This is a genomic window from Methylomonas sp. LWB (assembly GCF_001856095.1).
Lineage (GTDB): Bacteria > Pseudomonadota > Gammaproteobacteria > Methylococcales > Methylomonadaceae > Methylomonas > Methylomonas koyamae_A.
This window is the reverse complement of the sequence record NZ_MKMC01000023.1, coordinates 79544-101722: the sequence shown is the minus strand read 5'-3', so window position 1 is coordinate 101722 and position 22179 is coordinate 79544. Positions and strand designations below refer to the sequence as shown.

Below are 22179 nucleotides of genomic sequence, written 5' to 3'. Positions count from 1 at the left end.
CCGTAGAGGAATGACATCGTCCTGGAAGTTATGAAATGCAGAAATCGACCCGTTAGCGACATTCAAGGCTTTTCATCTAATAGCAAGAGCAAAGCAGTAAGCTGCCGTTCATCGCATGGTTATCATGAGCGAGAATTCATATTAGGGAGCAGGCGCTTACGTCAAAAATGTTCGCAATCGCCTGCCTGAATTGACTAGCCTTTAATGCACATCACTTGCCGCAATTGATGCACGATTTCGACTAAGTCGTGTTGCTGTGCCATAACCTGTTCGATGTCCTTATAGGCGGCCGGTATTTCATCGATCACGCCGCTATCTTTACGGCATTCAATGCCTTGTGTTTGATGGGCTAGATCGTCGGCATTGTAACGTCGCTTGGCTTCGCTACGACTCATAAGGCGGCCAGCGCCGTGCGAGCACGAACAAAAGGACTGTTCGTTACCTTTACCGCGCACGATGTAAGAGCGTGCGCCCATGCTGCCCGGAATAATTCCCAGCTCACCCTCGCCAGCGCGAATTGCGCCTTTGCGGGTGACCAGCACTTTGGCATCGAAATGCCATTCGTGAGCGACATAGTTGTGATGGCAGTTAATGACTTCCTTGGTGAAGGTTAATTTCGGCCATTTTTTATGTAATACCTCGCCGATTAAACGCAGCATTTCCCGTCGATTGGTCATTGCATAGTCCTGCGCCCAACTGACTGCCAGCAAATAATCGTCGTAGTGCTTCGCACCTTCGCGAAAATAGGCTAAGTCTTTATCTGGCAAATTCACCAAATGCTGCCCGATGTCCTTTTTTGCCAGATTGATGAAATACTCGCCAATCACATTGCCAATACCTCGACTTCCGGAATGCAGCATGATCCACACTTGATCGCTTTCATCCAAACACAGTTCGATGAAATGATTGCCACCGCCTAGCGTACCTAATTGACGTATCCAAGTTTGATAAGGCTTGTTTTGCTTGGCATTGACTTTGGGGTGTTTATCCAAAATTTGATGTAAGCCCACGCCAAGCGCGTTTATGGTCGAGCGTTGTGCTTGATCGCTACGGTGCATGGCAAAACCGACCGGCACCGCCGCTTCCAGCGCTAACCGCAATGAACGTAAGCTGTCCGGCAAATCATTAGCGCTGACCGACAATCGCACGGCACACATGCCGCAACCAATATCCACGCCGACTGCCGCCGGTATAATCGCCCCCAGCGTCGGAATCACCGAACCGACCGTTGCGCCTTTGCCGCAATGCACATCGGGCATCACGGCAATATGGCTGTGCATAAAAGGCATCTGCGATAAGTTTAGCAATTGTTGATAGGCTGCCGGATCGACTTGGTCTGTGTAAATTTTGACCGGCACTTTGCCCTTGGTAATCAGGGTTTGAATAGGCATGATTCACCTCCTGTGTTGTTGCTGCCAACGTAGTGAAAACTGAGAGCCGGGACTTTTTTACGATGTAAGCTGGCTGCCACCACGCTACGCAGCACCGCTTGACTGTGTTTTAGCGCCGCTAAAATAGCTTCGCTATTAGTGGCATTGTTGGGAGAGCCAACGCTGACACATAGACGCTGTTTAGCAGGCTCATACTGTACGGCGAGCACCTCAACGCCTAACAAATCAGGGTGTTTGCATTCGCCTTCGAGAAATAAACTTAAAGTTCGATGTGCCTGTTTACTCAGTTGTTGATCTTTACGCGCCTGTTGTTTAACTGGGTCGCGTTGTTCGAAACGAGGCGCTAGACCATCGTCTTCGCGCCATTCTGCGCACAATAAACGTGTGCGGTTGGATTGATGTGTTTTCATAAACTTCCACAAAGCCTATCCGAAGCCAGCAGCCCAACGGCAATAGCAAGCCCTAACCGGAATCGGCCAAAAATTAAAAATAAGGGATTAATGCGGAAGCCCGATCCTGATGATCGGATGAAAATTACCGACCGGTAAAGGATGCGAGGCTTAAGCGCGTTGCAAAATCGAACATACAGCCTCCTTCGGTGGGTTGGTGGGTTAAAAAGATGCGCAGTTTAGTAACCTGGACTACGGATGTCAAAATATTGTGCTGCTTCTAATTGCAGTGATGGGGCTGATATCGCTGACGGTGTCAAAATACACCATGGTGAAATTACGGGAACGAAGGGGCGTTTATTGCTTGGGCTTAATCAATCCCGCAAGATATACAGAAATCATCCAACTATACGGGTCACAAATAAAAAGCATTTACCGATCAAGTCTTCTAGCACTTTTGCACCCGCCAGAAATCGTAAAAATTAAACCATTGTCGCGGGGCGGCCAGACAATGGTGTTGCAAACGCTCGGCGTAGCGGCGGACGGCGGCATGGATGACCGCGTCGCGGTTGGCGCGGGTCCAGGTCAAGCCGTCGCTGAACGGCTCGAAAATGATCCGGTGCCGGCCGGCCTGTTTGATACAGAACAAGCCGTACACCGGACATTGCAACAAGCCGGCCAGCACGAACGGACCCTGCGGCAACGGCGCCGGCGCGCCGAGAAAGTCAGCCCAGGCTATCCGGCCGCCGCCCACCGGCGTGCGGTCGGCGGCGATGACCACCAACTCGCCCTGCTCGACTTTTTCGGCCAAGCGCATCGCCACGCCGGCGTCGATCTCGGTGACTTGCAGCAAGTTCAACGCGCTAGCCGGATTGTAGCGCGCCAACAAACGGTTGAAGCGCTCGGCATGCTTGGTGTGTACCAGCACGTTGATCTTGACGTTCGGATCGCGCCGGGCCATGACCCGGCACACCTCGGGATTGCCCAGATGGCAGGCCAACAGCAACGCGCCGCGCCCCCGCCCCAAATCCGCCAATAGCCGTTCGCGGCCCTCGAATTCGACCGCATCCGCCGGCAAGGCATCGGCCCAGGCCGCCATTTTGTCGATGATAGCGTTGGCGAAGGCGATGAAATGCCGCCAACTCTGCCAATTCAGACACTCCGGCCGCTCGCCGTTAAATACCGCCAAGCGCCGCCAAAATTCGCGACTGGCCTGTCTGGCGCGAGGATGGCTTAGCCAGTAATAACTGACCACCGGATATAAGAACGCCTGCAACAACGGCCGGCCGCCGTAACGGAACACGCCGAACAGCACGCGCATGCCCCAAACGCAGGTCGATTCTCCGATTTGCGCCCAATGGCCGGCAGCCTTCATCGCAAACGCCTGAGCAACAAAACCGGCAGTCTGAGCAGCATCCCGAAGAACAGCCGGGCGTGCGTCGCGGAAATCAACGCGTTATCGCGGAACAACCGAAAGTGCGACACGCCGTCTTCCGGATAACGCACCGCCGTCGGCAGATTGAGCGCAGTGACGCCTTGCCAATACAGCCGGACCACGATATCGATGTCGAAGGCCATGCCGCTAGCCACTTGCTGCCTAGCCAGCAAGTGCTCGACCGCCGCCAGCGGATACAAGCGAAACCCGCACATGCCGTCGGCGATCGCATCCGACCAGGTGTTGATACGAATCCAGAAGTTAGTGATGCGCCGGCCGTGTACCCGGCTCTTCGGCGCGTCGGCGCCGTAACGCGGCGCGCCGAGTATCATCGCGTCCGGATACAACCTGGCCAACGCCAGAAACGCCGGAATATCGGCGGTATCGTGCTGGCCGTCGGCGTCGATTTGCAGCGCGTGGCTAAACCCGCGCGCCAGCGCTTGGCGAAAACCGTCCACGACCGCCGCGCCCTTGCCGCCGTTCGCCGGCCGTTCCAACAAGCTCAGCCAATCGGTTTGCGCGGCGGCCAGCTCGCGTAACACTTGTCCGCAGGCCGGCGAGCTGCCGTCGTTGACCAATAGGCACGGCAGTCCGTGCGGCTTGAGCCGCGCCAACAAGGCCGGCAGCGCCCGCTCGTGGTTGTACACCGGAATCACGATGCAGACCTTGATCGTCATGGTTGCCCCGTCATTCGTCTGGGAAGCGACGCCATTCCCTGTGTCGAAACGCCCTCAATCGCGGCTGAAGCCTCATCTACACCCATTTTTTGCATTCTCCGGGGCAAAACACTTTCATCCCAGAAAAATCCGTTGAGCATTCCAAACCCCGTTCGCCCTGAGCCCAGTCGAAGGGCGGGCGAGATTTGGAATGCTCGCCAAATGGGCGAGGTTTAAAATCCGCCCAGGCTTCGAAAAGCTCGGCACGAACGAATTTAGGGGTTCGAACTGATTTTTTAGGTTCATGGCGGTTAGATTTGGATCAAGCGACCGGAGCTATAGGCCCGGTCGGTATCGCGAAACTCGAAAGCCAGCCGGCCGGCGGCGGCGCGCCAAGTCAAATTCAACTGAAGCTCGCTATCGGGCCGAATCGGCTGTACGAATTTGATCGCTTCCAAACTCCGAAACGGCACGACGAAACCGAACAACAAGCGGCCGTAATACTCGACCCAAGCCAACTGCACCACGCCGGGCAAGATCGCAAACCGAGGAAAATGGTCGGCGAAGTAACGCAAATCGGCCGGGATCTTCAGCGTCAACTCGACGCTGTCGCCCGACCAGCGCACTTGGCGCGGCAACGGCAAGCGATCGTCGCTGACCAACCAGCGCCGCAAGGCCGGCACATCCGGCTTGCCCGCCGAGGTTTCCGGCAGCATCGAAAAAAACAGCCAACGCCTCGGTAACAGCACCGCCTCGAAATGCCGCAGCAGACCTTCTCGCAGCTCGGCTATCAGCGCCTTGCGGCCGTCGCCGAGCATTAAGCGATGGCCGGTCGCGGACAACACCCCTGCCACCGCGACGGCATCGCGCCGGCCGCTGATCGGCAAGGCCACGGCTTCGGCCAGCCAGCCGCCGGCCAATAAGCACTGCTCCAATTCGGTTAACGACAAACGCTTTTCCTCGATCTTGACGATGCGGTCGCGCCGGCCCATCAGTTCGAAACAGCCATCGGCCCGCCATGCCAGCGCATCATCCAGCGGATAGGGCTCGGCATCCGGTAAATAGGGCGAACTCAACTCGCCGTCGGGACTTAGAGTCAGCCCGGCGAACAAGCGCCAGCCGTTGTCGGGAAATCGTCTCCAGGCAATGCCGCCGGTTTCGCTACTGCCGTAGACTTCCCACGCGGCGTGCCCGGCCCGCGCCACCAAGCGCTCCTCGGCGGCGGCCGGTAGCGGGCCACCGGAACTGAAGACGGCTGGGAAACCGGCAATCTTGGCCCAAGGAGATTCGGCATCCAGGCGCTTCAGATGGGCCGGGCTGGCGATCCAGCAAACGCGCTCCGGCAAACCGGCCGCGTCCAACGCGGTTTCGCTGACGAAAGCGCGACCGGCCGCCAACGGCCACAACACCCGGAACAACAAACCGTAAATGTGTTGATGGCCGACCGTGCCGGCCACCGGGCTAGCGCCGAGAATACCGCCCCACTGGGCTTCCAGGCCGGCAACTTCCCGCCAAAGTTGGCGCCGGCTTTTAAAAATGGGCTTGGCGACGCCGGTCGAACCGGAGGTGAACAGGGCGAGGTCCGGCGGTTGGCGATCGGTCCCGCTCGTCCAGGCTCGCCAAGCGGCCCAGGGTCGGCTAAAACTCGCCGACCCGGCCAATTGAGTGTCGGTTGCGCCGTTCGCTTCAATGGAGATTGCGTTGAAATCCGGCCCGCTCAGGCCGTGCGCCGGCCAGTCGCCGAGCAAGCGGCAGTCTTCGCTTTCCAGCAAGGCGCCGGTGTCGGGCCGGTTATTGGCCGCCAGCCAGACCTGCTTGCCGGCTTGCCACAACGCAAACAACAACACCGCGAACGGATAGGCGTCCTGGCAATACAAACCGTAACGCGGGTGGGAATCGGCGGCAAAGCGTTCGGCCCAGGCCGCGACGGCCAACCGGAAATCGCCGCGCGTATAGCAGAGACCGCGATGCCAAGCCACCGGCCGGCCGTCGTCGGCGGTATCGAAAGCCCGAGCCACGCGCTAACCCCGCCAAGCGGCGCGGCGCCGGACACCGTATTCGCCGAGAAACAGCAGCCCCATCAACAGATAGGCGATCAGTCCGTTGTACAAACTCCACACCTCGAAGCTGGCATACAGCGCGGTGACCAGCGCGGCCGTGCCGTTCAAGACGAAAAAGCCGCACCACAACACGGTCACCCGGCGAGTGTAAATCACGCCGGCGGCCGGTAAATCCGGGGTTTGCAACCGGGCCAGCCGCTCGATCAGGCTGGGCGGGCGCAGCAGGCTGACGCCGAAGATCGCCAGCATCGCGGCGTTGACCACAACCGGATAGAACCGCAGTGTCAATACTTGATTGCTCCACACCGCGAAGCCGGCGAACGCCAGACTGGCCCAAGCCGCCTGACGCATCCAGCGTTGGCCGGCCAAGGCCAGGCGCGCGGCCAGCAATCCGGCCAACGCCGCCGCGATCCAGCGCGGTTCCCAATAGCGCAGTCCGAAATACACCGCCGCCGGGTACAGCAACATCAGTACGCCGATCGCCGCGTTCAAGCAACGCGCCATGCTACTCCTGCAACAGGCGGTAAACCGCCTCGACCACGTCGGCGATGCTGCGAGCGGTTTTGAAGTCTTCCGGTTTGACCATCTTGCCAGTAACTTCCTTCAGACGCACGATCATGTCCACCGCGTCTATGCTGTCGAAATCCAGATCTTCGTAGAGTTTGGCTTCCGGAACGATGGCCGCCGCGTCGATTTCAAACATTTCGACCATGATGTCGCGGATCGCCGCCAAAATGTCTTCGCGAGTTTGCATCATGCCGCGCTCCCGGCCGTCGCCAAAAAGCGCGCCAGCGACGCCACCGACGCGAATATCGCCGCGACGTCGTGCTGCTCGGCATCGATCTTGACCCCGTAGCGCTTGCGGATCGCCACGCCCAGTTCCAGCGCATCGATGGAGTCCAATCCCAGGCCGCCGTCGAACAACGGCGCCTCGCTATCGATGTCGGCGACATCGACATCCTCCAAGGCCAGCGTGTCGATAATCAGGCGTTTTAATTCAGTTTCCATCGTGTTCATCGTTCATTCGTCGTTCGCTAAAGTAGTCTTGCAAGGTTTCGGTCAGCCGCCGCACCGCGATCGAACGCGGCTCGATCGCTCGAAAGGCGTCGATATCGATGGCGTCGCCGACCTGCATTGTAAGCGCAAAGCGCCGCGCCGGGATGCGATACCACGGCTCGGCCTTGGTCAGCGTGCTGGGACGGCAGCGCAGCACCACCGGCGTGACGAGGCAGTTGGCCTGCAAGGCCAGCGCCGCCGCGCCGCGCTGAAACCGGTAGGCTCGGCCCGGTACCGAACGAGTGCCTTCCGGAAACACGATCAGACAGCCGCCTTCGCGCAGACGTTCGGCGCAGGCGTCCAACATCGCTTGCGAATCGGCGTTGCTGATGTAGCCGGCGTGCAATATCGGTCCGCGCATCGCCGGATTGCGCCATAGACTAGCCTTGACGATGCAACTGGCGTGTCGGATGCGGCTCAGCAGAAATACCACGTCGACCAGCGTCGGGTGATTGGCGACGATCAACTGGCCGGGCCGGTTCAATTTCTCCAGGCCGTCGATCCGGTAAGTCATCACGCCCAGCCGATGCATCAGACCGATGAAGGTGTAAAAGCTCAGGTGCACCGCGTATTGGGCGCGGCGCTGCTTGGCGGCCGGCAAACCGGGCCGCAACGCCAAGATCGGCAACACCAGCCACCACAACAGCATGCCGCCGACGCCGAACACCGCGAAACTTACGGCGGTGGCGAACAGCCGCCAAGCGTAGTCCAAACCGCGAATCAGCGCTTTTGCCATAAACAGCCCTGGCCGTTGTTGCCCAAACGCAGTTCGGCGCGGGTATCGAAAAGAAATTCGACCAAGGCCGGCAATTGCAGCGGCTGCTCGCCGTCGCCGCGCGGCGCGGCCAGCGGTTCGAAACGGCAGACCAGGCCTGCCCCGCCGCGCGCTAAACGCAGGGCCAAGGCCGCGCCGGGCGCCGACAACCGATAGCCGGTAGCCGGATAAAAGTCCGGCAGCGCTTCGTCGTAAAACACCAGCAAGACTTCTTGATTGCCTTCGCCGAGCAGCCCCAAGGCTTCGATAAAGCCCGGGCCCACGCCGCCCACGCCGGGCGCCAGAGCCACTGTTTCCAGCCGGTGGGCGTAAACCATCGAATACAGGCCGGCGATGGCATTGTGTACCGACAAGCTAAATCCGGCCGGCGACAAGTCCTCGCCGGCTTGCAGGGTTTGCAGCAAGGCCAGCGAATCGGCAATTTGGCCGTGGCTGGAGCTGAATACCGCCGGCAAGGCTTCGCCCGGTGCGATGCAGCCGTCGATCGCCCGAAACGCGCGGCGGGCCAGCGGGCTCAAGCGTCGTAACAAACTTTTCGGAACCTGGCGCGGTGCCGGGCCGTCGGCCGGGTTTAAATCCGCGTGCCAGCCGCGAATCGTAAAATCGAGTGCCATGGCTTCGCTTAAACCGCCGAACGCCGCCGCCACTCCGTGTCGGCCAATCGGTACAAAACATGCCGCCGCAACGGGCTGTTTGCCGGCAGCAGCGGGTGATCGAATTCGCGGTCGCGGCGCATGCCCAAGCGCCGCATCACCGCTTCCGAGCGAGCGTTCCCCAGTGCGGTGAACGAGACGATTTCCGGCAGACTCAGGGTTTCGAATCCAAAAGCCAACGCGGCCCGCGCCGCCTCGCTGGCGTAGCCCTGCCGCCAATGGCGGTAGGCCAGGCGCCAGCCGACTTCGACGCAAGGCGCGAAGTCGTGGCGGGTGGCGGGTACGTGCAATCCCACGTAGCCGATGAACTCGCCGGTACCGGTCAATTCCACCGCCCAGAATCCCCAACCACGCTCGGCGATCAAGGCTTGAAAACGCTCGGCCAACGCATCGCTGGCGGCCCGGTCCAGGGCTTGCGGCAGATGCGCCATCACGCGGACGTCGGCATTGATCGTCGCGAACGCCGGCCGGTCGGCGTCCCGCCACTGCCGCAGTATCAAGCGGGCAGTGGCGAGAGTGCGGACTTCGGTCATCTCCGCCCCCGTTCGGTTCCGATCAGGCGCACCGCGGTCACTCCTGCTTGTCGTTGATCAAGTCGTAAGTGATGTCAGGGTTCAAGCCGATAGGCCAGTAAATGATCGCGAACGGCGGCCAAAAGATCGAAACCACCCGGAACTTGGCGCGGAGTTTACCTTCCTTCAGCACCTTGCCGTTTTTCTCCAATTTGTACGGAATGCCGCCGCCGGGCGGCATGCCGGCCGCGGTCCAGAAATACGGTTTGGTGGTAACTTCGCCGTTCGCACTGATTTGCACCGGCTCCGGCCGTTTGTACAAATACAGTTGCGAGCCATCCGGCACTTTGAAGTGACCGGTCGTCGAACAGCCGGCCAATATCATCAGGGCCGCGAACCACAGGATTAATCGTTTCATGTCGTCTCCTATTAAAGTTAAGACCAGCGTTTGAAAATCAGCGAGGTATTGATGCCGCCAAACGCAAAGTTGTTGCTCATCACGTACTCGCAAGTCAACAAGCGAATACTGCCCTGAATATAGTCGAGTTCGGCGCAAGCCGGATCGACGGTTTCCAGATTGGCCGTAGCGTGAAACCAACCCTCGCGCATCATCATGATCGCGGCCCAGGCTTCCAACACGCCGCAGGCACCCAAGGTATGTCCGGTAAAGCTCTTTAAGGCACTGACCGGCATCCGCGCGCCGAACACCGCGCGGGTGGCGTGACTCTCGGCGATGTCGCCGTATTCGGTGGCGGTGCCGTGGGCGCTGACATAGCCGATCGCCGCCGGCTCCAACCCGGCGTCGCTCAGCGCCAGCCGCATCGTGGTTTGCATGCTGGCGCTGTCCGGTTGGGTCACATGCAGACCGTCGGAATTGGTGCCGTAACCGACGACTTCCGCGTAAATTCGCGCGCCGCGCGCTTGGGCGTGTTCCAGATCTTCCAGGATGAAGGTGCCGGCCCCCTCGCCTATCACCAAGCCGTCGCGGTCGCGGTCGAAGGGGCGCGGCGTTTGCTCGGGATGGTCGTTGCGCAAGCTGGTCGCGAACAAGGTATCGAACACGGCCGCCTCGGAAGCCGACAGCTCGTCGGCGCCGCCGGCCACCATCACTTGCTGCCGGCCGAATTTGATCGCCTCGTAGGCATAGCCTATGCCCTGACTGCCCGAGGTACAGGCGCTGGACGTGGTGTAAACCCGGCCGTTGATCCCGAAATACAGGCCGATATTGACCGGCGCGGTGTGCGCCATCATCCGGATATAGGAGGTGGCATTCAGGCCATCGGTGGCGCGGTTGAGCAGCATGTTGCCGAAATCGGCGATCGCATCGTAACTGCCGGCGCAACTGCCGTAGGCGATGCCGGTTTGACCGCTGTCCAGACAGGGGTGAAACAACAAGCCGGCGTCCTTCAACGCCCATTCGGTGGCAAGCGTCGCCATCAAGGCCACCCGCCCCATCGACCGGGTTTGCTTACGGGTATAGTGCGCCGGCCGCTCGAACTCGACCGGCCCGGCCAGGCGGGTGTTCAGTCCTTTATAAATATCCCACTCCGGCATGGTCCGAATGCCGGTGCGATCAGCCTGCAAATGTTCGGCGATGGTTTCCCAATCGTTACCGATCGGCGATAGTCCGGCCATGCCGGTCACGACGACGCGTTTCAACACAGGCCTCCGTTGACAGAAATCACTTGCCGAGTGATGTAAGCCGCATCCTTGGACAATAAAAACGCCACCGTCGCCGCGACTTCCTCCGGACGACCGACCCGGCGGACCGGAATCAAGCCCTTGATTTCGTCCAGCGGCAGTTCGTCCAGCATGTCGGTGGCGATCAGACCCGGCGCCACGCAATTGACGGTAATCTCGCGCTTGGCCAACTCCAGCGCCAAGGCCTTGGTCGCGCCGATGATGCCGGCCTTGGCGGCGCTGTAATTGACCTGGCCGCGATTGCCCATCAGGCCGGACACCGACGACAGCGTGACGATGCGGCCGGGTTTACGGCGCCGGACCATCGGCATCACCAGCGGTTGCAAGACGTTGTAAAAGGCGTCGAGATTGGTGTGGATGACGCTGTCCCATTCCTCGCCGGTCAAGGCCGGAAAAGCGTTATCGGCGGCGATGCCGGCGTTGCATACCACGCCGTAATAGGCGCCGTGACTGTCGATGTCGGCGTTCAATACCGCCGCGCATTCAGCCCGGTCGGCGACGTCGAATTGCAGGATGCGGGCCTGCCGGCCGAGTTCGGCAATCTGGGCCGCCACGACTTCGGCGTCGTGGCGTCGGCCGCGACAATGCAGGACCAAATCGTAACCCAGACCGGCCAAATAGAGGGCAATAGCGCGGCCTATGCCCCGACTGGAGCCGGTCACTAACACGGTATCATTCATGCAAATCGTCAGGTTGGAAAACGTTGAGGGTGGCGGAAATGTCGATATTGTCGCCGCGAATCCGGCATTCGAAAACTCCCAATTGACCTTCTTGCAGAATTTTCGCGGCTTCGACCGTCAGACGAGCGCCGACCGGCAGATAATCGACATTGCCGAGATAGCGCCGGGTACCCAGCAAAAAGCCCAGCCGGATCGGCTCGCCGGCCTGCTTGGCTTTCAGTCCGGCATAAACGCCGATGGTTTGCGCCATGTATTCGATACCGGCCCAGGCCGGCACCTGCTCGGCGTCGCCGAACAGCAAACCGTCGCCGCGCACCGTTAACTCGGTGGCAACCCCGGCCTCATCGAAATGCAATAGCCGGTCCAACAGCACCATCGCGCCGGTATGCGGCAACAGCTCGGCGATCGGCGTATCGAACCCGATCATGCCCGCGCCACGACTATCGAGACGTTGCTGCCGCCGAACGCAAACGAATTGCTCTGGCATACCGCGACCGGCCGGCCCAGCGTTTGCCCGGGCCGTACCCAGTTCAGCTGGGGCAAGGCCGGATCATCGTCGGCGTCGTTGACGTTGGGAATCAGTGCGCCGGCCGGGTTGGCATCGGTCAGCAACAACCAACAAAATCCCAATTCCAGCGCCGCCGCCGTGCCTAGCGTATGACCGGTCATGCCCTTACTGGAGCCGACCGGCACTCGACCGCCGAACACTTCACGCACGGCCCGACTCTCCATCGCGTCGTTCAACGGGGTCGCGGTACCGTGCAGGTTGACGTAATCGACTTGCGCCGGCTCTAGGCGAGCTTGCTCTAGCGCCTGCCGCATCGCGGCGACGACCGCGACGCCGGTCGGGTCGGGCGCGGAAAAATGATGGGCGTCGCTAGTCGCCGCCGCGCCGAGCAGGGCCACCGGCCCCGGCACCCGGCTCATCACGAACAGCGCGGCCGCCTCACCCAAATTGATGCCGTCGCGCCCGGCGCCAAACGGCCGGCACAATCCCTTGCTGACCGATTCCAGCGCCGCGAAGCCGTTGACCGTCAAACCGCACAGGCTGTCGGCGCCGCCGACCAGCACCGCGTCGCACAAGTCCAGATCTAGCAAGCGCCGGGCCGACAATATCGCCTTGCCGCTGGACGAACAGGCGGTCGATACCGTGTAACGCGGCCCGCCCAAGCCCAAATAGCCGGCCAAGAAATCGGCACCGGCCCCCATTTGCTGTTGCTTGTAATGGAAACCGGCTGGAATCGCGCCGGTCTCGGCCTGCGCTTGCAAAGCCAGTTCGCTGTTGCGCACGCCGGACGTGCTGGTGCCCAGAACGACGCCGATCCGGTCGGCACCGTAACGCGCGGTCATTTCGAACAGCGTGTTTTCGAGCTGACGCGCGGCCGCCAATAGCAGGCGATTGTTGCGGCAGCGATACGCGGCCCAAGCATCCGGCAGTTCGGGCAATTCGGCCCCGACCCGGCCTAGATACAGCGGTCGGCCCGGAGTGAACTCGTCGCTGGCCACCAAGCCGGAGCGGTCGCCTCGCAGCAACGCCCCGAGTATCTCGCTCCGCTGGTGACCCAGCGCGCACAGCAATGCCGCATCGTTGAAGTAATACCTCATCGGCCCGGCGCTATTTCACCGCCACCAGATTCAGCAGCGTCGGTTCGGGACGCGTGGGCAGCGACCAGCCGAACCATTCCAGCGCGCCGGCATCCGGCCTACTCCACCACAAATACGGCGTCGAAATCCGCTCGGCATCGACGCGAAAACCGGTGTCGCGAATCAAGCGCAAATATTGGTCGGCGGTCTTTTGCACCGCCATCGGGTGGCGAAACAGCAAGCGTATCGGCAGCGAATGGATGAAACGCTTGCAAGACTCGGCGAACAACAGCAGGCCGCCGGGCTTTAAGACCCGGTAAAACTCCCGCATCGCCTCTGGATGCCGAACGATGTGATGAAAGCTCTGATGGCAAAACACGATATCGAAGCCGGCGTCCGGATACGGCAGGCGCTCGGCGTTGCCGAGGCTGACCGTCACCGGACAAGGGCAACGGCCGGCTTGGCCTTGGGCGTCGGCCAGCAGCGCGGCGTCGATTTCGATCGCGGCGATACGGCTGGGCGCGAAAGCTTCGGCCAATAGCGCGAACGAGTTGCCCCGGCCGCAGCCCACGTCCAATATCGTCGGTGCCGCCGGCGCGGCGGGCATCAAACGCCGCAAATCGGCGATCGCCACCCGCAACACCCGCTTGCGCCAGGTTTCGGTGTTCAAAAACCAAATGCCGAAGGCGCTTTCCTTGATCCAGCAGGTTTGGGAGAGAGTCATGTCAGCAACGCTATGATCGGGCGATTGGGAAACCAGCGGAAAATGTAGTCATCGCACCGCGAATTTCGGTTTTTTGACCCGTCCTAGGTCTTGCCGGGCGAGCCAGAGGCGGATAAGTCGAAATTGACCGCGCGACACGGTTAAACAGCGGCGCATTATAAGCGGATAGGACCGATTCCGGCACGCCGGCGGCGGTTTAGATTTTCGCCAGCAACATCACCGTCGACCGGGCTTGAGCGCGGTAAACGAACTCGCCCACCGCGACCGCCGCCTCGGCACCGACGCAATCGTCCGGCGACGCCAGCGCGGTATCGATCACCCGCGCCCATTGCAGCGGGGCGTTTTGATAACTCGACGGCAATTCGAAAGCCAGGCTTTCCCAGTAGCTATTGAAAATAAAATAAATCAGATACGGCCGCTGCAGCTTGGCGATCAGAATCGCCAAGCCGTGCGAATCCCGTCCCCAATCCGGCTGATGCAGTTTAACGCCGTGGTACTCGATATACAGCTGTTGGAAAAACAGATTCAACGTGGCTTGCGACTCCTTCCAGGTATACAGCAAGCCGCGCAACTCGATCAGTAGTTTGACGAAGCGGTGGATGTCGGCATGTTTGTCCCGCAAGGACCAATCCAACCAGCTCAGCTCGTTATCCTGGCAATAGGCATTGTTGTTACCCCACTGACTGCGGCAGACTTCGTCGCCCATCGTCAGCATCGGCGTGCCGGCGGAAAGCAAGGTCAAGGCCAGGAAATTCTTGATCTGCCGCTTGCGCAGCCGGTTGATGTCCGCGGCATCGGTTGGTCCCTCGGCGCCGCAATTCCAGCTGAGATTGTTGTCGCAACCGTCGCGGTTGCCTTCCCGATTGGCTTCGTTGTGCTTGACGTTGTACGACACCAAATCGTAGAGCGTGAAACCGTCGTGGCAGGTCACGAAGTTGACGCTGGTCTCCGGCTCGCGCCGTTCAGCGGCAAAAATATCGGGACTGGCGAACAGACGATTGGGCAATTTGGCGACGCTACCCGGCGCGGCGCGCCAGAAATCGCGGATGTCGTCGCGAAACTGGCCGTTCCACTCCTTCCAGAAGTCGCCGATGAAACAGCCAACTTGGTACAAGCCGGCCGCATCCCAGGCTTCGGCGATCAATTTGCTGCCGGACAACACCGGATCGGTTTCGATGTCCCATAAAATCGGCGGATTCGGAAACGGCCGGCCTTCTTCGTCGCGCGACAAAATCGACGCCAAATCGAAGCGAAAACCGTCCACGTGCATTTCGGTAACCCAATAGCGCAAACTATCCAAAATCAAGCGCCGCACCACCGAATGGTTGGCCTTCAGGGTGTTGCCCGTGCCGGCGTAGTTGGTGTAGGCGCCGTTTTGGGCATCAAGGATGTAATAGACATCGTTGGCCAGACCCTTGAAACAAAACATCGGCCCGCGCTGATCGCCCTCGGCGGTATGGTTGAACACCACGTCCAGGATCACTTCGATACCGGCGCGGTGCAGGGCTTTCACCATGTCGCGAAACTCGGCGATCGCGGCCAGCGGCGCCGAATCCGAGCTGTAACCGCAATGCGGCGCGAAAAACGAGACCGGCGAATAGCCCCAATAATTGCTCAGACCCGGCGGCGCGTCTTGCGGATCGAATTGAAACACCGGTAGCAACTCGACGGCGGTGACGCCCAAATCCTTCAAATACGGAATTTTCTCGATGACGCCGGCATAGGTGCCGCGCTTGTTCGCCGCGACGCCGGAACTGGCGTGCTGGGTGAAACCGCGCACGTGCATTTCGTAAATCACGGTACCGCGAAACGGTTTACGCAGCGGCGCGTCGCCTTCCCAGTTGTAGCCCCGGTAATCGACCACGACGCTTTTCATCGCCGCCCCCCAATTGACGCCTGGCCGGCACGCGGCCTGGCGATCGTAATTCGGCCCGGCCGCGACGCCGCGCGCGTAAGGATCGAGCAGCAGTTTTTCCGGATCGAAACGCAGGCCGCGCTCGGGATTGTTGGGCCCGTTCACCCGGTAACCGTACAACTGGCCGGCTTGAATGTCGGGCGCGTAGATGTGCCAGTAGTGGAAGGTCCGGTGGCGTAGCGGGTCCAGCGGCACGATGCGGCTGGGTATATCGTCATCCGCCGCGTCGAACAGCAGCAGCTCGACCGAGGTAGCATTCTTGGCGTACACGCTGAAGTTGGCGCCCCCCGGACGCAAGGTTGAACCCAGCGGATAGGAACTGCCCGTGTTGACTTTGCCGTTCATGTCGCAAAAACTCCCGGTTACGTGGGATTCCCGAACCAAGATCCCTGACCGAAAGTTTAGGAGAATATCTAGAAACTGGACGAAACCTAGGGTTTTGCCGTTGCCGATCGGGCGGCCGCCAAAACGCGCGGAATCGTCAAGGGAGGTATCGCGGTTTCGGTTTGGTCATAGGGGATGACGACGCGGACCAGACAAGGTGTAAGCTCCGTTAGCCGCTGGATCGATATTGGTCGCAGACAGATTGCCTTCCCGATAGGCTTAGCACGAATTGATCGGCGCCCCTCCTGGACCCGAAAAGCCTTCAACGCTTGATGCAACTGAATACCGAAAACTTCGGATTGGCCGCCACTAACCGACAGCTGCCGAATAACTTGCCCAAACTCAGCTGATAATTCAAATGACGGTTGCCGATCACCCGCAATTCGCCGCCGCTACGCAAGACCCGTTGGGCGTGGGTAAACATCGACCAAGCGATCTGGTCGCCAACCGTATGTTGTTGATGAAAGGGCGGATTGCAAACGACGCAATCGGCGCTTTCGGCCGGAAACTCTGTCAGGCCGTCACCGGCGACAAATTCGGCGTCGCGGCTATCCGCGAATGCCGTTTGGAAATTTTCCCGCGCCGACGCCAAGGCCATGAACGATTCGTCGACGAATACCAAACGGCCGGCCGGATAGCGCCGGGCCAGCATCACGCCGACGATGCCGTTTCCGCAACCCAGGTCGATCAAATCGCGGTAGCCGGTCCGATCCGGCAGGTGCCGCAACAAAAAGCGGGTGCCGATGTCCAGCGAATCGCGCGAAAACACATTGGCGTGGTTGGTGACGATCAACTCGTCGTCTTCCAACCGGTAACGGGTCGGATAGGGATTGGCCGGCAGTTCCAAGTCGGAATTGACTTGCACGAACAATAAGCGGGCTTTTTTGACCGCCAGCGACGGCGTGCAAGGGCCGAGCAAGCGTTCGAGTAACTTCCAGGCGGTGGGCGGCAGATTCTTGACCATGCCGGCCGCGATCACGCGAGCGCCGGGGGCCAATCGCGGTTTCAAGCCGTGTAGTTGGTGTTCCAGCAAAGCCAGCGTTTTCGGAATTTTGATCAGCAGGCAATCGATACCGGGGCTAGGCAATCCGAGGCTGTCCAGCAATGCGACGTTTGCCACGTCTAGGCCGTTGCGGCGCAAATTGTCGCGGGTGGCTTGTTGCGACAGCCAGGAATCGGATATCGCGGTCGGCCGGTACGCGTGCAGCGCGACGGCCAAAGCGCCGAAGCCGTCGTTTAAAATGGCGATCCTCGCGCGGTCGGAAAGCCCGATTTCCGCGAGATGAGTCAACAGATATTCGTCGGCCGCATCCCACGCTCTGAGCGTTTCCTGGCGCCGGTGTGGCAGGCGCGCCAGTTGAAAACGCCCCTGGGGCACTATCATCTCTTGTTCCATATTCGGTTGACGGCTTCCGCCTAGAGCTTGGCGGCTAGGTCGCCGCACCCAATGGTTTCAGTAGCGACAATTTGCCACGCGGCAATATGCCACATTTTCTACCGCACTTTAGTTCAGTAGACTAAACGCGACTCTTGTATGCGCCCCAGACGGGGAATGAGAGTTATACCCCACCTCTCTATGCGGTCAGCCTCAAACATCCGGGTCCTGACCGCTTTTTTTTCCCACTCGATCAATGCGCCTCGCCAAAACCGCCGGCAAATAAGCGATAAAAATTCTCGGTGGACTGCCGGGCGACCGTCTCGACGTCGACGCCGCGCAATTCGGCGATGTGCTCGGCGACATACCGCACATATAACGGATAATTGGGCTTGCCGCGATGCGGTACCGGCGCCAGATACGGCGAATCGGTTTCGATCAAGTAGCGGTCGGCCGGAATTCGCCGGGCGACATCCTTGATCGCTTCGGCGTTCTTGAAGGTCACGATCCCGGAAAACGAAATATAAAAATTCAGTTCCAAGGCTTTTTCGGCATAATCCCAGTCCTCGGTAAAACAATGGATGATACCGCCGACCGTATCGGCGCCTTCTTCCCTGAGCACCTGCAACGCATCCTGGCCGGCTTCGCGGGTATGAATAATCAGCGGCTTATTCAGCTGCTTGGCGACGGCGATGTGGTTACGAAAGCGGCGAAATTGCCAACCCAGATCGCCTTGGCTGCGAAAATAATCCAGTCCGGTTTCGCCGATGGCGATTACCTTGGCGTCGCTCCCCAGTTCCAGCAAGTCCTCGACGCCGGGTTCGCGGCCGTCGGTCACGTTTGGATGTACGCCGACCGATAGCGAAATGTCGGGGTAAGGCTCGATCAAGCGCCGCATGGCGGGATAGGCCTCCAGATCGATGCCTATGCACAGCATGCGGCTGATTTGCTGGGCGCGAGCGGCGCCGACGAAACCGGCAAAATCGCCGCCGTAGGGCTGCAAGTCGATCCGGTCGAGGTGGCAATGGGAGTCTATGAACATCGGATGGTTTACGAAAATCAAGGCCGGCGGACATGCCGACAATACTACATGGTATGGGTGGAGCGGTCGGATTCCAGCGCGCCGGCCAGATAGGTTTCGATTTTATTGCGGGCCATGCCGCCGTCCTGATCGCTGAATTGCACGCCGATGCCGGCGGCCCGATAACCCTCGGCGCCGTTCGGGGTTTTCCAGATGATCTTGCCGGCGATCGGCAATCGCTCGGTTTCATCCATCAAATTCAGCAGCATGAACACTTCTTCGCCCATTTCGTATTCGCGCTTGGTCGGAATGAACAATCCGCCGTTTTTGACGAAAGGCATATAGGCGGCATACAAGGCATTCTTGTCCTTGATCGACAGCGAGAGTATGCCTTGCCGGGGTGACGGAGTTTCTGCCATGGCTTAATTCGGATTGAGTTGCGACCAACGGATCAGGAGTTGCTCGACCAGTAATTGCCGGTTCATTTGGGTCGCCAATTGCGATTTGGCGAGCAACAAGGCGTCGTAAAAACGGTACAAGCCTTGCAATTCTAGCCGCTTGGACAGGGCTTGCAAGGCATTTTTCATGTCGGGATCGGCTGCGTCGGCCGGCTCCGCCACATGAGCGCAGCGAATGATGTCCGCCACCCATTGCGCCATCCAGGTCAAGGCCACCGCTAATTCCACCGGCTCGCCCTTCTGCCACTGTTCGGCAACCGCCAACGGATTGCCCTGCCCCCTAACTATCGCCAGCCAGTCCTGGAAATAGCGCTGGCGATATTCGGCGATGTTGCGTTGTGCATATTCGCCGGCCAGTAGCGGGGCACCGCGCGCCAACTCCAATATCGGTTCGGCGTCGGTCAATATGCCTTGTCCGGCTAGCCATTCCAAGGCCAGCGCCTTGGGCGGCAATGGACAATACAGCTTTTGACAACGACTGCGTATTGTTGCCGGTAGCCGGCCCGGTTTCTCAGTCAGCAACAGCAAACAAGTCCTTTCGGTCGGTTCTTCCAAACACTTAAGAAAGGCGTTGGCCGATGCGGTGTTGAGCAGTTCGGCCGGGCTCAAAATCACCACCCGGTAGGTGCGGTCGTATTGCGGCTTCAGCGCGAGCTTGGCGATCAAGTGGCGGATTTTGTCGATACCGATCGCCTTGCCGGGTTCGTCGGGTTCGACGCTCAAATAGTCGGGATGCGTGCCGGCCGCCACCAACAGGCAAGCATGACAGCGCCCGCAGGCTGAAGCGTCGCCCGCCGGCGTTTCGCACAACAACGCCCGCGCGTAGTAGTCCAGCAAATGCCGCCGGCCGATGCCGGCCGGACCGGAAACCAGCAAGGCCTGCGGTATCCGCCCTTGGGCAAGGTAGGCTTGCAAGGTTTGCCAAGCCGGCTGCTGCCAGGGGTAAAGCGTTGTCATTGCCGCTCCAACAACGCCGCCAATTCGTCGGCCAAACTACCTTGAACGTCCTCCAGCGGCCGCCCGGCATCGACGACCCGGTAGCGTTCCGGATATTGCGCGGCCCTGGATAGATAGCATTGGCGAACGCGCTCGAAAAACTCGCCACGCTCGGCTTCGAAGCGGTCGGCCGCGCCGCGCCGTCCGACCCGCCCCATACCAATTTCGACCGGCGCATCCAACAACAAGGTCAGGTCGGGCCGCAGATCGCCCTGCACGCAATGCTCCAACCATTCGATCGTCGCGACGTCCAGTCGGCGTCCGCCGCCCTGATAAGCGTAAGTCGCATCGGTGAAACGGTCGCACAGTACCCATTGTCCGGACTCCAAGGCCGGCAAGATCACTTGGCGGATGTGCTGAGCCCGCGCCGCGAATACCAGCAACAATTCGGCCTGCTCGGACAAGGGTTCGTCGGCTTTTTCCAGCAGAATCGCTCGGATCTTCTCGGCAATCCCGGTGCCGCCCGGTTCGCGAGTCACCACCGAAACGATGCCGCGCATCTCCAGCCAAGCCTTAACAAATTGTAAATTGGTGGACTTACCGACGCCTTCGCCGCCTTCCAAGGTGATGAAACAACCGCGACTCATCGTTGGTAACGCTCCACATACTTTTCGTGCTCGGCCAAGGTGGACGAAAACGCGTGACGGCCGTTGCCGCGCGCGACGAAATACAGCGCATCGCCGTGGTCGGGATGCAGCGCGGCGACGATAGCCTCCTTGCCCGGCAATGCGATCGGCGTCGGCGGCAAGCCTTCGATGATGTAGGTGTTATATGGCGTGGGCTCGCGTAAATCCTTGTGGCGAATATCGCCGTGATAACTGTCGCCCATCCCGTAAATCACGGTCGGATCGGTTTGCAGCAGCATACCTTTTTTCAGGCGCCGGGCGAATACGCCGGCGATTTGTCGACGCTCTTCGGCCGCTCCGGTTTCCTTTTCGACGATCGACGCCAAGATCAAGGCTTGGTAGGGGGTTTCCAGCGGCACGTTTTGATCGCGCTTGGACCACTCCTCGGCCAACACTTTTTGCATCCGGTCGTGTGCGCGTTTCAGCAGTTCGATATCGGCCGTGTATTTTTCAAAGTAATAAGTATCCGGAAAAAACAAGCCCTCCGGATGGGGTTTGTCCGAGCCGATGCCCTTCATCAACTCGGTCAACTCGGCGTCGCTGAGCGTATGCGCCAAATAAGGATTGGTTTTGACGGCTTGAAACAGTTGTTTGAACGACCAACCTTCCGGAAAAGTGATGGAATATTGGCGGGTGCGACCTTCGGTCAGCTGTTGCAAAATGTCGGCCGCGCTGGCGCCCTTGGCCAAGACGTACTCGCCGCGCTTGAGGCCGCGATCCAAGTGTTTTCGATAGGCGAACAGCTTGAACCAGAAGCGGTTGATTTGCACGCGGTGGGCCAGCAGTGTCGAAATCACGCTGTCCAAGGTATCGCCGCGGCGGATTTCGATGACGGTTTCGCTGGCCACCACCGGTTTTTTCTCGATCAGATGATAGTGCATCCCGGCCCAGATCGAGATCAGTCCCGCCAGCATCAGCAGCGTGAACGCGGCAATGCTGTGACCCATGACATGCTTGGCCATCACGACAACTCCCGTTGTTTGGCTAGCCGATAAGCCGCGCATATACGTTGCGTCACCGGCCCGACCGGGAAATCTTGTCCGGCCACGCGCCGCACCGGCCAAATCCCGATCACCGAATTGGTCACGAACACTTCGTCGGCCGCCAAAACTTGATCCACGGTGATAGCCGCCTGCGCCGACGGCAAGCCTTCGGCGGCCGCGAACCCCAAAATCCATTCGCGAACGATGCCGGCCACGCCGCAATCGGTCAACACGGGCGTCAGCAAAACGCCGTTCTCGACGATGAACAGATTGCTCATCGTGCCTTCCACGACATAATCCTGGACATCCAGCATCAAACCCTCCTGACGGCTGTCGTCCGACCACTCGGCTCGGGCAAGTACCTGCTCCAAACGATTCAAATGCTTGATGCCAGACAGAGTGGCGTTGCTGGACAGGCGCTGCCGGCAAAAGTCGGCGACGATGCCGTCGGTTTGGTAATACGCGGGGTAATCGGGATAGGGATGCAGGCTAAACAGCCGAGTAGGCTGGATAACGTCCGGTTGCCGGTAGCCTCTCCCGCCGCAACCGCGAGTAACGATCAGTTTAAGCACCGCGACGTCCCGACCGGCGGCGAAAGAACAGGCTTCCGCTTCGAGCAAGTCGGCGTCCGGCATCGGAATCATCAAACGCCGGCAGCCCGACGCCAGACGTCTAAGATGCCGATCGAGAAATAAAGGCCGGCCCTGCCGGACTTCCAGCGTTTCGAACAGGCCGTCGCCGTATTGCAAGCCGCGATCGGCCGGATCGATGCAATGCGCGGGTTCGCCGTTCAGCAGAAACATCG

Annotated in this window: 25 protein-coding genes; all 25 read right to left on the bottom strand. The window is 59.9% G+C overall.

Features of this window, described 5'->3' with window-relative positions:
* Window positions 1-194 precede the first annotated feature (194 nt).
* The 25 genes from BJL95_RS11095 to pabC all read right to left on the bottom strand — a co-directional run bounded on the left by BJL95_RS11095 (window position 195) and on the right by pabC (window position 22177).
* Window positions 195-1391 (bottom strand): RtcB family protein, encoded by a 1197-nt coding sequence (locus BJL95_RS11095; protein ID WP_071157958.1) that lies wholly within the window; start codon window positions 1389-1391, stop codon window positions 195-197.
* Window positions 1373-1801 (bottom strand): ribosome-binding factor A, encoded by a 429-nt coding sequence (locus BJL95_RS24610; protein WP_139306221.1) that lies wholly within the window; start codon window positions 1799-1801, stop codon window positions 1373-1375. The genes BJL95_RS11095 and BJL95_RS24610 overlap by 19 nt, the downstream gene beginning before the upstream one ends.
* Window positions 1802-2228: 427 nt before the next feature.
* On the bottom strand, window positions 2229-3155 hold the full coding sequence (locus BJL95_RS11090) for a hypothetical protein (RefSeq protein ID WP_071157956.1): 927 nt from the start codon (window positions 3153-3155) through the stop codon (window positions 2229-2231).
* The gene (locus BJL95_RS11085; protein ID WP_071157954.1) at window positions 3152-3892 is read right to left on the bottom strand and encodes a glycosyltransferase family 2 protein; all 741 of its coding nucleotides are present in this window, start codon (window positions 3890-3892) and stop codon (window positions 3152-3154) included. Before BJL95_RS11085 ends, BJL95_RS11090 begins: the two co-directional genes overlap by 4 nt.
* Window positions 3893-4182: 290 nt before the next feature.
* Window positions 4183-5889, bottom strand: a complete 1707-nt coding sequence (locus BJL95_RS11080) for an AMP-binding protein (RefSeq protein ID WP_071157953.1) — start codon at window positions 5887-5889, stop codon at window positions 4183-4185.
* A gap of 3 nt (window positions 5890-5892) precedes the next feature.
* A complete protein-coding gene (locus BJL95_RS11075; RefSeq protein WP_071157952.1) occupies window positions 5893-6435 on the bottom strand; it encodes a hypothetical protein in 543 nt (180 codons plus the stop codon).
* A gap of 1 nt (window position 6436) precedes the next feature.
* The gene (locus tag BJL95_RS11070; RefSeq protein WP_071158423.1) at window positions 6437-6685 is read right to left on the bottom strand and encodes an acyl carrier protein; all 249 of its coding nucleotides are present in this window, start codon (window positions 6683-6685) and stop codon (window positions 6437-6439) included.
* Window positions 6685-6948 carry a phosphopantetheine-binding protein gene (locus BJL95_RS11065; protein ID WP_071157951.1) on the bottom strand — a complete coding sequence of 88 codons (264 nt, stop codon included), beginning with the start codon at window positions 6946-6948 and terminating at the stop codon, window positions 6685-6687. The genes BJL95_RS11070 and BJL95_RS11065 overlap by 1 nt, the downstream gene beginning before the upstream one ends.
* Window positions 6929-7723 carry a 1-acyl-sn-glycerol-3-phosphate acyltransferase gene (locus BJL95_RS11060; RefSeq protein ID WP_071157950.1) on the bottom strand — a complete coding sequence of 265 codons (795 nt, stop codon included), beginning with the start codon at window positions 7721-7723 and terminating at the stop codon, window positions 6929-6931. The genes BJL95_RS11065 and BJL95_RS11060 overlap by 20 nt, the downstream gene beginning before the upstream one ends.
* Window positions 7708-8376, bottom strand: a complete 669-nt coding sequence (locus tag BJL95_RS11055) for a beta-ketoacyl synthase chain length factor (RefSeq protein ID WP_139306220.1) — start codon at window positions 8374-8376, stop codon at window positions 7708-7710. Before BJL95_RS11055 ends, BJL95_RS11060 begins: the two co-directional genes overlap by 16 nt.
* A gap of 8 nt (window positions 8377-8384) precedes the next feature.
* A complete protein-coding gene (locus BJL95_RS11050; RefSeq protein WP_071157946.1) occupies window positions 8385-8948 on the bottom strand; it encodes a GNAT family N-acetyltransferase in 564 nt (187 codons plus the stop codon).
* A 37-nt stretch (window positions 8949-8985) separates the two neighbouring features.
* Window positions 8986-9345, bottom strand: coding sequence for a hypothetical protein (locus BJL95_RS11045; protein ID WP_064027453.1), 360 nt, complete (start codon window positions 9343-9345; stop codon window positions 8986-8988).
* Window positions 9346-9362: 17 nt separating this feature from the next.
* The gene (locus BJL95_RS11040; protein WP_217631681.1) at window positions 9363-10589 is read right to left on the bottom strand and encodes a beta-ketoacyl-ACP synthase; all 1227 of its coding nucleotides are present in this window, start codon (window positions 10587-10589) and stop codon (window positions 9363-9365) included.
* Window positions 10583-11308, bottom strand: a complete 726-nt coding sequence (fabG, locus tag BJL95_RS11035; RefSeq protein ID WP_071157944.1) for a 3-oxoacyl-ACP reductase FabG — start codon at window positions 11306-11308, stop codon at window positions 10583-10585. The genes BJL95_RS11040 and fabG overlap by 7 nt, the downstream gene beginning before the upstream one ends.
* On the bottom strand, window positions 11301-11735 hold the full coding sequence (locus BJL95_RS11030) for a hotdog family protein (RefSeq protein WP_071157942.1): 435 nt from the start codon (window positions 11733-11735) through the stop codon (window positions 11301-11303). The genes fabG and BJL95_RS11030 overlap by 8 nt, the downstream gene beginning before the upstream one ends.
* The gene (locus BJL95_RS11025; protein ID WP_071157940.1) at window positions 11732-12913 is read right to left on the bottom strand and encodes a beta-ketoacyl-[acyl-carrier-protein] synthase family protein; all 1182 of its coding nucleotides are present in this window, start codon (window positions 12911-12913) and stop codon (window positions 11732-11734) included. The genes BJL95_RS11030 and BJL95_RS11025 overlap by 4 nt, the downstream gene beginning before the upstream one ends.
* A 10-nt stretch (window positions 12914-12923) precedes the next feature.
* Window positions 12924-13616 carry a class I SAM-dependent methyltransferase gene (locus BJL95_RS11020; protein WP_071157938.1) on the bottom strand — a complete coding sequence of 231 codons (693 nt, stop codon included), beginning with the start codon at window positions 13614-13616 and terminating at the stop codon, window positions 12924-12926.
* Window positions 13617-13812: 196 nt separating this feature from the next.
* Complete coding sequence (glgX, locus tag BJL95_RS11015; protein ID WP_071157936.1) at window positions 13813-15876, bottom strand: glycogen debranching protein GlgX; 2064 nt, start codon at window positions 15874-15876, stop codon at window positions 13813-13815.
* A gap of 301 nt (window positions 15877-16177) precedes the next feature.
* Window positions 16178-17299, bottom strand: a complete 1122-nt coding sequence (locus tag BJL95_RS11010) for a methyltransferase (RefSeq protein WP_254786777.1) — start codon at window positions 17297-17299, stop codon at window positions 16178-16180.
* Window positions 17300-17543: 244 nt separating this feature from the next.
* The gene (locus BJL95_RS11005; RefSeq protein WP_071157932.1) at window positions 17544-18332 is read right to left on the bottom strand and encodes a TatD family hydrolase; all 789 of its coding nucleotides are present in this window, start codon (window positions 18330-18332) and stop codon (window positions 17544-17546) included.
* Window positions 18333-18376: 44 nt separating this feature from the next.
* Window positions 18377-18730 carry a PilZ domain-containing protein gene (locus BJL95_RS11000; protein ID WP_071157930.1) on the bottom strand — a complete coding sequence of 118 codons (354 nt, stop codon included), beginning with the start codon at window positions 18728-18730 and terminating at the stop codon, window positions 18377-18379.
* 3 nt (window positions 18731-18733) lie between these two features.
* The gene (locus tag BJL95_RS10995) at window positions 18734-19726 is read right to left on the bottom strand and encodes a DNA polymerase III subunit delta' (RefSeq protein ID WP_071157928.1); all 993 of its coding nucleotides are present in this window, start codon (window positions 19724-19726) and stop codon (window positions 18734-18736) included.
* On the bottom strand, window positions 19723-20352 hold the full coding sequence (tmk, locus tag BJL95_RS10990; RefSeq protein ID WP_071157926.1) for a dTMP kinase: 630 nt from the start codon (window positions 20350-20352) through the stop codon (window positions 19723-19725). The genes BJL95_RS10995 and tmk overlap by 4 nt, the downstream gene beginning before the upstream one ends.
* Window positions 20349-21353: an endolytic transglycosylase MltG gene (gene mltG, locus BJL95_RS10985; protein WP_254786776.1), complete on the bottom strand. Its 1005-nt coding sequence runs from the start codon at window positions 21351-21353 to the stop codon at window positions 20349-20351. The genes tmk and mltG overlap by 4 nt, the downstream gene beginning before the upstream one ends.
* Window positions 21353-22177: an aminodeoxychorismate lyase gene (gene pabC, locus BJL95_RS10980; protein WP_071157923.1), complete on the bottom strand. Its 825-nt coding sequence runs from the start codon at window positions 22175-22177 to the stop codon at window positions 21353-21355. Before pabC ends, mltG begins: the two co-directional genes overlap by 1 nt.
* Window positions 22178-22179: the final 2 nt, after the last annotated feature.